This is a genomic window from Wandonia haliotis, assembly GCF_039523435.1.
Taxonomy (GTDB): Bacteria; Bacteroidota; Bacteroidia; order Flavobacteriales_D; family Crocinitomicaceae; genus Wandonia; species Wandonia haliotis.
This window is the reverse complement of the sequence record NZ_BAAAFH010000007.1, coordinates 145705-158323: the sequence shown is the minus strand read 5'-3', so window position 1 is coordinate 158323 and position 12619 is coordinate 145705. Positions and strand designations below refer to the sequence as shown.

At 43.2% G+C, this 12619-nt stretch carries 6 protein-coding genes; 4 read left to right on the top strand and 2 right to left on the bottom strand.

Annotation, left to right across the window (positions count from 1 at the left end):
• Positions 1–10: 10 nt before the first annotated feature.
• Positions 11–5044, top strand: coding sequence for a T9SS type A sorting domain-containing protein (locus tag ABDZ97_RS06845; protein ID WP_343785855.1), 5034 nt, complete (start codon positions 11–13; stop codon positions 5042–5044).
• A 47-nt stretch (positions 5045–5091) separates the two neighbouring features.
• Here the strand turns inward: ABDZ97_RS06845 and ABDZ97_RS06840 are convergent, their stop codons facing one another.
• Complete coding sequence (locus ABDZ97_RS06840) at positions 5092–7020, bottom strand: RecQ family ATP-dependent DNA helicase (protein WP_343785853.1); 1929 nt, start codon at positions 7018–7020, stop codon at positions 5092–5094.
• Positions 7021–7229: 209 nt separating this feature from the next.
• On the opposite strand from ABDZ97_RS06840, the gene ABDZ97_RS06835 reads away from it, so the two are divergent.
• The 3 genes from ABDZ97_RS06835 (at position 7230) to ABDZ97_RS06825 (ending at position 11610) form a co-directional block, all read left to right on the top strand.
• Positions 7230–8300, top strand: coding sequence for a branched-chain amino acid aminotransferase (locus ABDZ97_RS06835; RefSeq protein ID WP_343785851.1), 1071 nt, complete (start codon positions 7230–7232; stop codon positions 8298–8300).
• 325 nt (positions 8301–8625) lie between these two features.
• The gene (locus tag ABDZ97_RS06830; RefSeq protein WP_343785849.1) at positions 8626–9279 is read left to right on the top strand and encodes a hypothetical protein; all 654 of its coding nucleotides are present in this window, start codon (positions 8626–8628) and stop codon (positions 9277–9279) included.
• Positions 9280–9564: 285 nt separating this feature from the next.
• Positions 9565–11610 carry an OmpA family protein gene (locus tag ABDZ97_RS06825; RefSeq protein ID WP_343785847.1) on the top strand — a complete coding sequence of 682 codons (2046 nt, stop codon included), beginning with the start codon at positions 9565–9567 and terminating at the stop codon, positions 11608–11610.
• A 1-nt stretch (position 11611) separates the two neighbouring features.
• Here ABDZ97_RS06825 and ABDZ97_RS06820 read toward each other — a convergent pair whose 3' ends face one another.
• Positions 11612–12595 carry a T9SS type A sorting domain-containing protein gene (locus ABDZ97_RS06820; protein WP_343785845.1) on the bottom strand — a complete coding sequence of 328 codons (984 nt, stop codon included), beginning with the start codon at positions 12593–12595 and terminating at the stop codon, positions 11612–11614.
• Positions 12596–12619 lie beyond the last annotated feature (24 nt).

Below are 12619 nucleotides of genomic sequence, written 5' to 3'. Positions count from 1 at the left end.
TACGATAAAGATGAGACTACTACTGGTGTTGAGTGGCTGTTTGTTACTAGTCACTGGGGGCGTTTTTTCCCAAAATTTAGACTATACGATCAATATACAAGATAGTGTCGGCTATGACTACTATGAAAAAACACAGGAACTACTGGAGAACCTGGATGTTTCGGAGGTAACTTCCGGCATTCTGTACGAACGGGGATTCCCTTTTGTGAATTTTGAACCCTTTAAGGGAGGAGCATTGGATACGGTCACAGCCAACCGCCTGACCTTTTCGTTGGCCTATGCTTCCCTGTTTTCGATGGCGATGGATACGGTAAAACGATTGCCCTTGCCCCAACGGTATATGCAGAAAGTAGATGTGTTGGCGGAGCGCGAACAGGCCGATACGATTCCCTTGCTGATTTTGCACCAAAACTATCACCGTTTAAAAGCACATGCGCGGGACAGTAATTTGGTGGTCCTGAGTAACGACCAATTCTACGACGTGCCCGGGCGTTCAGAAAGCCCTTTTCAGGAGGATTCGGTCTGCATGGTTGCCGCTGCGCGTGAAAAATTGACGACAACCGGTGCATTGACGTTTACGCTGGACACGACGTTGTGGTTTTCGAATACGGGGAAAGTGATCGATCAGCTCCGTTTACATTTCGGAAACGGTTGGCAGGATCTCAAACCGGGAATGCTTTACACGCATACCTTTGACAGTACGGGTGTTTATCCGTTTTCAGCTCAGGTGGTGTATTTAGACGGTACGGTGTACCACAGTAAGAGTTACGTGGAGGTGGAGCTCAAAAGCGGTGCTGAATTTGTTCCTTCGTATTCGCAGAGGATCACATCTTCCATTGCCTATTGGGGGGAATCCGGTTATCCGCCCGGAATGTATCCCACCAGTCCCTATGGGGCGGGAACGGCACATGTGTACCTGGCGTGTGGACACGAGGACATAGTCAAACCCTTTATCTGGGTAGAGGGCTACAATCCTAAGATGAGCGAAACGATTGATTTGGGGTTGGAATTCCAAGATGCAGTAGATAGATTAATTTTTATAGATTTTCCTTCTACAGGATCGAAGTCAATACTAGAGCATCTCAGAGCCGAAGGTTACGATATTATTGTTCTTGATTACGACGACGGCGGCACCTATATCCAACGCAATGCGTACTTTTTTGTAGAGGCTATGAAATGGATCAACCAGGTCAAACGCGATCAGGGAAGTATCGAGAAAAATGTGGTCATGGGGCAGAGTATGGGCGGTATGGTAGCGCGCTACGGTCTGCGCTGGATGGAAATGAACGCTATTGATCACGAAACCGCGACCTATATTTCATTTGATACCGGGCACCAGGGAACCAATGTGCCACTGGGTGCACAAATGGCTGTACGACACGTTGCAGGTTTACACATTGGATTTTCGGCATTAACCAATCAGACACTGGAAGACTTTGTTGCACCTTTACGGGATGCACGCAGATTACTGGATATTCCGGCTTCCCGCCAGATGCTGGCATTTCAGACGTATGGGCCGCTTCATCCTTTTAATTTGCACAATCAATACTACTCGGAGCAAAATGTAGTTTTGGGAATGCCCCAAAATTGTGAGATACTTGCCATAGCCAACGGTTCTCAACTTGCTGTGGGAGGAGCCCAGAATTTTCTTCCCGGCACCTCCCTTCTGAGTGCAGTGTCCGGCAACATTGTACTCATGAACGGTTTGGTGAATTCGGAAGCGTTTCAGGATGACTACGGAGATTCGGAGGTTGTAGGAGGAATTGTTGCAAGTGCATTTGGTCCTTTTATAACATTTGGTTTGGGAACCAGTGCGCTTGCTGTTGCAGATATACGCGCCGCTCCGGATGGAAGTGGTGTTGTTTATACCGGGATCTTTCACGTTAGTGTATTGAACTATCCGATTATACTTTCGAATAAAACGGGGTCGGTTGAAGGCATGAAGCCCGTAGATTCATCACCGGGCGGAGCGATGAATCCGATACTTTTTCCTCAAATGATTCCTCCGTACGCAGAGCTGATCAATTTTAATATTCATGCCTGGAGCTTTACGCCTGTTGTCAGTACACTGAACTTTGCAGGGGGCGCGCATAGTGGGTATTCCAACGTGTACACGAACGCTTTTACCAATCCGGTGCAGGCACTTCAGCAAAATCAGGCAGTCGGGATAGACCATTATATAGCTGCGGCTTCCCAGACCGTTTATAATCGTACAGATAAGGACGGAGTAGTGTATCCGGAGAACGTGACACTAAACAATACCTTACACACGTTTTTTAATCCACGCATCGCTCCCTGGTTTTTATATCATTTGGTCGGGGAGGAGATTCCTGCGGGTATGACCTCGTTAACGGCTTCGGCATTTAACTTTGGAAAAACGAATGTACTGCCGCAATCCTACTACCAGGCAGGTGCCGGACCGGTTCGTACGCGGTCGGTACTGGATCATGATCTTACATTGAACAGTCAGGGGATTTTGCGTGTCAACGGATCAGCACCGATTGGTTTCAGTAATTCCGGAGACGGTGTGGCAGCTGATAATTCTGTTTTCTCGGTAAAAGTCCGTGGAGGCGAATGCGGCACCGAAGAAGTCATAGTTACGGTTAACAGCGGAGGTCAGTTGATTCTGGGAGACGGAGCAGGACGACGCGGGGAAATGGTATTTTACCCGAATACCAAACTGGTGATTAACTCCGGGGGAGAAGTTATTGTACGTCCCGGTTCCAATATGGTATTCGAAGAAGGGTCAGAACTGATCCTGAACGGAGGGCGTTTACACATTGAAGACAATGCGCGTGTCATGCAAAAGAGCCAGAGTCCGATGACCGTAAATGAAAACTCCGAATTTATGCTGACAGGGCACGGCTCGTTATATTACACCCACGGACAGATCAACCTGGGAGACAACACGACATTCGAAATAGGAACAGCAACCAATGCCAAAGGACGCATCGTTATCCGGGGAACCGAAATGGATTATGCCAACTGGGGACAGAATACAGCCCTCTACCTGATCGGGGATGACAAGGACGATGAATTGATCCGGTTTGAGCAAAAAGGAATGCTGTTGGTAACCCCGGATGCAGAGGGAGACGTGCCGGATGAATTGCGGATTATGCATTGTTTGGTGCGTTTTACAGAAGATACCGAACATGAAGATGCCATTATCTCCTCTACGCGGATCAGAAGCACCCGGGCACGTTTTGTAAACGAAAACGATCTGGTAGCCCAACACATCCGGGTGGCCGCTCCTTCTACTTTCCGGCAGTGTGAATTTGATAACGCAGGAATCTGGTCCTACTTATTTGAACCGTCCAACCGGCTTACAGTATTTATGAGTGATTTTAATAATCACCGTTACATATCGGGGACGAACAACCTGTTCCATGCGATTCAAAACGAAAGAGGAAACGTCCATATTTCGTACAGTACCTTTGACAACTGTAACGCAGCGATCAGGACAGAAGACCTGAGTCTGGCTTCGGTGATTGACAACAACACCTTTGTTAACCCTCCTGGCAATGCCCGTGCGTATGCAGATGATTCGCAGGTCGAAATAACCTTTAAGAAAAATACGATCGATCAATACGCGTATGGTGTATCCGATTCTTACGGGAAAATGAACGTGTTGTGTAATGAATTTCTGGGTACAAGCGTTTCAACATTAGAAGCGCATTACAGCAGTATGGATCTTTCGAGATATTTTAGACTGGGAGGATACAACCGTATTGAATCCAATCATACAGGACCGGTTATTCTGGCGAATACGGCAGCTCTTAAATTGATCAAAGGATACAACAAAATAACCAATCCGGGCTTATTTGTAGAAGGAACTACTTCCTGGGCCTGTATGGCAGGGTATCCCTGCGAGGTATCCGGGATTGCTAACCAGTGGGCGAATGATCTGACACCGCCGTCTTCGGCTAAGTTCAACCTGACAAGTTACATCGGACAGACCGTTTCTGTGCCAACCGATCCTGTTTTAGCCTTACAACCTTGTCAGGTATTTGATGCCGGAGGTGTCATCGGAAACCCTGTGTACTCCTTCAGTAATGCAGATTTGGTCAGCTTGTTTGATACCGACGAAACGGAATATCCATCCTTGCCACTTGTGAATACAGCCAGCTATAACAATGTACGTCTGGATGTGGCCATTCTGACCGCTCTGTATAAAATGGATCGCAGAGACAGTACGCAGGGAGATAATGCCAAGGCTATGACCTTGTTGGACGAACTGATTTCAGATCAGATTACGCGCCGGGACATTATGAAAAGCCCTGAACTGTTTTCTCTGGTTTTGTCAGAAATGAAGTACATCGTTGAAGAAGAAATAATGAACGATACTCTGTCAGCCTGGCCGGCAACGACATTTACATTCCTGCAGGGGCAATATGCACGTTTATTGAATGAATTTACCAATGAGTTTGCCGGAGTGCCCATGAACAACCAGATTTTTGCACTCGAACTGGACAAAGCTCACTTTATGCGTCAGGTAGGAAGCGAAACAATTGCACTGGAAATACTGGAAAGTATGGAGCAATGTGGTGTCGACTCTATACAGCAAATACAAGTTAATCACCGGAAAAAAGCCATTATAAAAAGCATCCAGATTGCCAGTCAGCCAGATAAAGTAAAAGCATTTGAACCGGAACCGCGTACAGTCGATACATCGACCTTTATCCTTCCATCGGCAGCTATCCCGTTGGATCAGTATTCGGGAACGATTCTGCAAAACCCGACAAAGGCGGATTATATCACGTGTGGCGGGAAGAAGAGCAGCCAAATGGTAACAGAAGAACCCGGGTTTGAGGTACGATTATTCCCGAATCCGAACACGGGAGAATTTATCCTGACACACAATCATACGGATGAAGAAGAGTTAGCACTTGAGGTGTACTCCATTTCCGGGGCAATCGTCTACCGTGAGAAGATTACCTCTGACCGGATGAAAGTAAACATGGGAGAAATCAGTCCGGGAGTGTACTATTATCGCGTTCGTGTGACAGAGCATTACACGTATTCCGGTAAACTGATTGTTCATTAAAAACAGAAAATTAAATAGAATAGAAACAGAGGCAGTGCTCCGGGGAATCACGGGGCACTGTTTCGTATTTTCCCTTCCTGTACATGTACTTTTCCTTCGTCGGTAAGCGTCAGTATCAGTCTTTTTAGTGCCATTTCGTGCCGGGCTCCGATAAGCTGTTTCAATTCGGAAATACTCTTTGCTTCTTGCGTATAATCCAGAATCAACTGGCACAAATCATCATCGGAAACAGCCTTTTTTTTGTCTGCACGACAGACATCACAAATACCGCATTTTTCTCCCTTTTGCCCGAAATAATTAACCAGTAAAATACTGCGGCACGTTTTTTCGGTAAGATACTGCCGAACCTTTTCGAATTTTTCGAAAGCAACATTTTTGCGGGTTTTCAGGACTTTGGGAGAAATCGTCAGGTAATCATCCGGAAGCCGTTCCTGTAAAAAGGTCACACGCGGAATTTCGGAACGCCAGTTAAATTCTGCAATTCCATTCGATTCGATAAATTGCAACTGGCGGTACAATTCCTGTTTCGTCAGTCGGAGTTGGCGCAATAACCCTTGTTCATCCAGTTCCACATAATTGTCAAAAACCCCGGGATGCGTTCGGCAAATCATAGCAATCAGCGGATCGAGATTTTCGTGTTTTATCTGGAAATTATACAACGGTTTATTACCCACGGCAAAACGCATACGGGTATAGTGAAGTGCATTTTCGGAGAACACAAGATTCTCATTCAATTCCAGTATTTTCAACGCATTGAATACCGATACGGCATCCAGATTGTATCTTTTAATAAAGGCTCCGATATCAAAGGGAAACGATTCTTCTTTCCCCGAACCGATAGCAATCTGCAAATAATTACAAATAGCGCGGTACACCATCTTTACTTCCTCGGGATCTGGGAAACGTAATTGCACTTTACGTTCAATTTCACTGAGATCACCTTCACCGATAAACGCCATTGTACGGGAGGGAAGTCCGTCTCTTCCGGCGCGTCCCGCTTCCTGATAAAAAGCTTCCAGCGAATCCGGAAACTCATAGTGAAACACATACCGGACATCCGGTTTATCGATTCCCATCCCAAACGCATTGGTGGCAACAATCACTTTGGTCTTCCCCTGCAACCAGTTATTTTGTTTCGCAGTACGTTGTTCTCGGGTTAGTCCGCCGTGATAAAAATCAGCGGTAATTCCATTGGATCGCATCAACAGAGCCACCTGCTTCGTGCTTTTTCGTGTCTGGCAGTAAATAATTCCCGAGTGTTCCCGGAATTTATTTGCCATATACAATAGAGCCTGTTCCTTATTTTCCACGTGATAGACCTCGTAGGAGAGGTTTTTACGAGAAAAATCCCCCTCGAAATAACGGTGTTTTGTTAATTGCAGGTAATGGACAATGTCTTCCTTAACCCTCTCCGTCGCGGTAGCTGTGACAGCGATAACAGGTGTTTCGGGGTGTAAAGCTCTCAGGTTGGTAATATCGAGATAAGCAGGTCGGAAATCATATCCCCACTGAGAAATACAGTGGGCTTCATCCACTGCAATCAATCCCAGATTCATCTGCTTTACCCGTTCCAGGAATAAACGACTTTTGAGTCGTTCCGGAGAAGTGTATAAAAACTTGGTGTTACCAAACCGGACATTATCCAGTACAATGTCAATCTCACGGAGACTCATCCCGCTGACAATCATTTCTGCTTTAATGCCCTTTTTTCGCAGATTTAGCACCTGATCTTCCATGAGAGCAATAAGCGGAGAAATAACAAGACAAACCCCTTCCCGTGCAAGTCCGGGTACCTGAAAACAGACTGATTTTCCCCCTCCGGTAGGGAGAAGAGCCAGCGTATCATGTCCGTAGATAGCAGATTCTACAATCTCCTGTTGCAACGGACGAAAGGACGGATACCCCCAGTATTTCTCTAATATTTCAAGACTTTTACTCAAATCGGTCTGTACTTTGATTGTTCCGGAGCGTACCATACCGTTTTGATACCACGCCGACCGGAAGACCAAAAATACAATTTGAAGATTGAAATAGCCAGTACAACACCTTAATTTCTGTGGAAGCTTTATGGGGAGAGGAGTAAGAATTTTACAGAGAATTAACATATATTGATGATAGCCCCTGCCTTTAAAAGAGAAAGAATCGGAAAAAATCGCTATCTTCGTGCTCGCAAATTTGAGAAATTATGGTTACTGATAACTTAGAAATTCAGGTAAAGCCGGTTGCAGAATCACGCATTAATCAGGTAGATTTTGATAACCTGCCTTTCGGACGTGTTTTTTCGGATCACATGTTAGTGATGGACTATAAGGACGGAGAATGGCAGGCGCCTGAGATCGTTCCTTTTGAGCCCATCAAATTGCATCCGGCCTCTTCCGTAATTCACTACGGACAATCCATTTTCGAGGGAATGAAAGCCTATCGTATGGAAAATGGAGACGTGGCTGTTTTTCGTGCGTACGATAATGCAAAGCGATTCAAGGAGTCAGCTATGCGTTTGTGTATGCCTGAAATTCCGGAAGAAGTATTTGTAAAACTGGTGAATGAATTGGTAAAGACGGACAAACAATGGATTCCTTCTTCGGCTGATTCTGCTTTATATATCCGCCCTTATTTATTCGCTACAGACGAATTCATAGGGATTAAACCTTCGGATACGTATAAATTCATGATTTTTACCTGTCCGGTCGGACAATATTACCCGGAGCCGCTTCGTGTGAAAATAGAAGAGTATTACACACGCGCCGTTCAGGGAGGAGTAGGGAGAGCAAAAACAGCAGGAAACTACGCGGCTTCTCTTTACCCGGCACGATTGGCACAGAAAGAAGGATACCACCAGTTGATCTGGACAGATGCCATTGAGCACAAGTATATCGAGGAGAGTGGAACAATGAACATCGTTTTTGTTATTGATAACAAGATCATTTCTCCATCGGAAGAAGCAGATACAATTCTACGCGGAATTACCAAGCGTTCGGTACTTGACCTGGCAAATGACTGGGGATACGAAGTTGAAGAGCGCCGCGTAAGTGTGGAAGAAATTATCACTGCTATCAAAGAAGGACGTTTGCAGGAAGCTTTTGGAGCCGGAACTGCTGCGACCATCGCACATATTGATGTCATTCACCACCAGGGAACGGATTATAAACTTCCTGAAATAGAGGGAAGAGAATTTTCAAAGCGTGTTTACAATGAGTTAAACGCAATCAAATCCGGGAAATCGGAAGATAAATTCAATTGGATCGTTCGTATCTGATACGATCTAAAGATATAAGATAAGAAGTTAGCTATAACTTTAAGAGAGTTAAGTCAAAACTGATTTATAAAGAGGGATTGTAATTTTTACAATCCCTCTTTTCATTTGTGTCACATTTGACTAAAGTAAGTGTAATTGATTTTGAATAGATGAAATTTCATTAAAACCTGAGAAGGGAAACTTGATAGCTATAAAAGTTGTATCTAAACTTTAGACAGGAAACTAAAATGTGTAATCCTAAAATATTTTGTGCCGAAAAATCATTTAAATTGATTATTTATTAGTTTTGAAAGTATTACAATTAACCTTTCAAACAATTATACCCATGAATACTTTGTGCCGACCTTTTGGTTTATTTCCTCCAGTTTTTCTGATGTTTCTGATATTATTGAGTTGTGATAGTTCAAATGAAGACCTTCTTACTAAAGCATCGTCTATATATGACAGTCAGATGAGTCATAAAGAACATCTAATTGAAATGAACCGGATTGATTCTTTACATTTCTATACCAATATTGCAGATTCATTATTTGAGAAGAAAAAGCTAAAAGAAGGCATTAATTTTCTTGATTCAGCATTGAATTTTGCTAATTATAATGATGAAATCAAAATTCTGAAAGAACGAGTTGTTCATCTGGTTTCTTTAAAGAGATATGAAGCTGCAATAGAGGATTACTCGACTTTGATAAAGAGTGAAGAAGAAAGTAAGGATTATTATTTTGAAAGAGCGATCTGCTACAAGAACCGAAATGAGATTCCACTTGCAGTTGATGACCTTAGGAAGGCAATTAGATTAGGTCATGAAGAAGCTGATAAATTACACAATAAAATTAATCCAATTAGGAAGAGGATAAGCTATTATGTGACGAGATGTTGTGACGGAACGACATCGAACTCAACAGGGAGAGGAACATGTTCACACCATGGAGGTGTTTGTAATTGGAGTGAGCCTGTTTATGAGGAGTATAGGAAGTATTAGTATAGAGATTAAAACATAGAATTTTCTATTCAAAAGCCGTTGTTTTAAAAGAGTGAACGAGATTTATATGGTAAGGTTATTTGAGGAATCTTTTTTGATCCTACATTAGTCGTTTCAAGGGGATTACCGAGATAAATATTCCTGTCGATTCCATGTAACATTTTGTTGTGGATTACGTTAATATTAATTGGCGAAAGTAACGCCCCGAACTGAAACAAAGTACAAAAACATGAAATGAGCTGAAAAAGAGAGAGTGTTCGTTTTCAGCAAATAAAAAATAGACAAATGAAAAATAGATACCTTCCCATTTTTCTGTTAATAACCACCATTTCCCTGTCCGGATTTTCACAGGAAGAAGACGAATCCTGCATCGCACCGGAGAAAAAAGTACTCAAAATACTGGACAAAGCCAAGAGCACAGCTGCGCCGGAACGCTATAAATTATTTCAGGAAGCTCAGGAAGCTGCACCGGATAATGCTATGGTCTTTTTTGAATACGCCATGGTTTCATTTGAAGAAGCCCAAAAGGCGTACAGCTCTTCGTATGATCCTTCTTTGGGGGATCGTCTGATGAACAAAGCAAAAGAATTATTCCGCAGAACAACTGAATTATGTGATGATTATCACGCAGATATGTATTATTACCTGGGAGGAATTTACTACATGCAGCAGGATAAAGTGACAGCGAATTCCTATTTCAGAAGGTTTCTGGATTTTGAAAGTCGTGATGATTGGCGTATTCCGAGAGATTTTGCGCAGAAAAAGCAGGAAGTACAAAAAATCATAGGAGATACGAAAAAAGAAGTAGACCTACTTTCCAACAAAGTACCATTTGACCCGAAGATGGTAAAGAATGTTTCCACGTCAAGAGATGAATTTTTTCCGATGATCTCACCGGATAACGAACTCATATTTTATACGCGTCGTGTTGATCGGAGTAATAAAGGAGACTTAAAAGGACGTATTCTGGAAGAATTTACCATGTCAAAACGCATGGATGTTACAAACGATTTTGACGGAGGGCAGCCCTTGCCTTTACCTTTTAATGACGGGACATTTAACAATTACGGAGCAGCTACTGTGTCTGTTGATAATAAGGAAATGATCATCTGTGCCTGTAAATATGAGCGGGTGATGGGACAGGATTACAACAACTGTGATCTATACATTACCCGATACGAAAGGGGAGAGGGATATGATTTTACCTGGACTCCGCTGGAGAATATGGGAACCAATATCAATACAAAAGATGGTTGGGAAGGACAACCTTCTCTTTCGGCAGATGGAAACACATTGTACTATACAGCAGTGCGTCCGAATACACAAAAAGACGATATTTTCGTTGCGCGCAGAAGTGCGGACGGTTCCTGGGGATTATCTGTGCCACTGGACGAAATCAACACTCCCGGAAAAGATAAATCTCCTTTTCTGCACCAGGATAGTCAGACACTTTATTTTGTGTCCGAATCCGGTGATTTGAGAAACGGAGTCGGAGGATTGGATATTTTCTACACACAGATGGATGAAAATGGAAAGTGGGGAAAACCTAAGAATATTGGTTATCCAATTAATACAGAAGAAGATGAAATCGGACTTTTCGTTTCAACAGACGGAAAAGATGCATATTTCTCAAGTCGTTACGGTGGTGTTTGGAATATTTACACCTTTGAGTTGTACAAAGAAGCGCGTCCGAAACCGGTCGTTTTGGTCAAAGGAGAGTTAAAGAAAGATGACGGAGAGCCTGTAAAAGATGCAACGATAGAGATTACGTATGCCAATTCTGACCGTGTCGAGCAGGTAAAAGTAAACGGAGATGACGGAAAATATGCTGCGATCATTCATGTTGACGAAGACCAACCCGAAGATGTAATGGTTACCGTGAAAAAAGAAGGGCATGCGTTTGATTCGAAACTTATTCGCAAAGAAGATGTTACCAGCTCTACTTATATTAAGGAAACAGATCTGGAAGTACGTAAAATAGAAGTAGGTGTACCGTACACCATCAATGATATTTTGTATGCAACCAACTCGGCTGAATTGAATAACCACTCGAAATTTATTCTGCGTCAGTTTTCACGATTCCTCAAAGAAAACCCGGGAATAAAAGTCTCTATCCAGGGGCATACGGATGATGTAGGGGATGATAATAAAAACATGGAATTGTCGGATCGACGTGCCAAAGGTGTGAAAGATTACCTTGTTTCATTAGGAATCTCCGCATCCCGTCTTAAATCGAAAGGATACGGAGAAACAAAACCGCGTGTACCGAATGACTCGGAATCGAACAGAGCTAAAAATCGTCGTACGGATTTTGTAATCGACGAAATCTGATCTATTCGCGGATAATTTTATACGTGTTGGTATCGTACTGTAAGAAGTAAATACCGGGTTGAGCAGTTGATAAATCCAGTTTTACCCGATTCTCGCTTTCACTGATGAGTTCTACCGGAATCGTTCTTCCATGTGCATCAAGTACACGAATATCGTCAACGGAAACTGATGATTCCGAGGAAACCGAAACCATTCCATTTGTTGGATTGGGGTAAACGGAGAATTCCGGAGTGGCAACTGTCGTAGACCGAATCCATGAATAACTGAACTGACCGTCGTAATCCGTTTGCTTCAAACGGTAATAAATAGTGGACGATGTATTTCTGGAATAGTCAATCCAGGAATAATTTGTAGGAGTATTCTTTGTTCCTGCTCCTTCCAGTGTTCCGATTACTGTCCAGTTATCTCCATCTGTTGATTTTTCGATGTCAAAACGACTGTTGTTAGATTCCGTAGCGGTTCGCCAGGACAATGCTACATGGTCTGTACCCGGTGCGGCATCAAAATCAACCAGTTCAATAGGAAGAGAAATAGCACACTCCAAAGGAATGGTACGATATGAAATACCGGGTCCCTGAATGGTAAGGTCAACACGATTACAAAGTAAAGAACTTACGGTTGCCGTCTCACAATCAGCAATATCTCTCCATGAGTTTCCTCCGGAAACATTTGTCCCTGAACCACCTGAATTGGGTAAATCAAGGAAGTTGTCATTGTATTGTCCGCAAATGATATTTCCCTGAAGCGTCCATAAACCGGAAGGAATGTTGCTGCCTGAAAACCAAATGTCATAAGAGTAACGGATATTAAAATTGTAACCATTAGGACATGCGGAAGGCTTAATAAGTTGTTCCAGTCTCATTTCAACATGCACATTATATCCGTCCGTAGAGGGAATAACTGCTTCAAGAGTACATTGTGCCTGCGCAGAATTTACAAGAAAAACAAGCGCAGAAAGTAATGAAAAGATGATTTTTTTGGTCATATTAAATTAATTTTCGACGCAAAG

What these genes read in the sequence shown, in the direction of transcription:
- ABDZ97_RS06845 (WP_343785855.1), top strand. Translation starts at nt 11, where the DNA reads ATGAGACTACTACTGGTGTTGAGTGGCTGTTTGTTACTAGTCACTGGG.
- ABDZ97_RS06840 (WP_343785853.1), bottom strand. Translation starts at nt 7,020, where the DNA reads ATGGTACGCTCCGGAACAATCAAAGTACAGACCGATTTGAGTAAAAGT.
- ABDZ97_RS06835 (WP_343785851.1), top strand. Translation starts at nt 7,230, where the DNA reads ATGGTTACTGATAACTTAGAAATTCAGGTAAAGCCGGTTGCAGAATCA.
- ABDZ97_RS06830 (WP_343785849.1), top strand. Translation starts at nt 8,626, where the DNA reads ATGAATACTTTGTGCCGACCTTTTGGTTTATTTCCTCCAGTTTTTCTG.
- ABDZ97_RS06825 (WP_343785847.1), top strand. Translation starts at nt 9,565, where the DNA reads ATGAAAAATAGATACCTTCCCATTTTTCTGTTAATAACCACCATTTCC.
- ABDZ97_RS06820 (WP_343785845.1), bottom strand. Translation starts at nt 12,595, where the DNA reads ATGACCAAAAAAATCATCTTTTCATTACTTTCTGCGCTTGTTTTTCTT.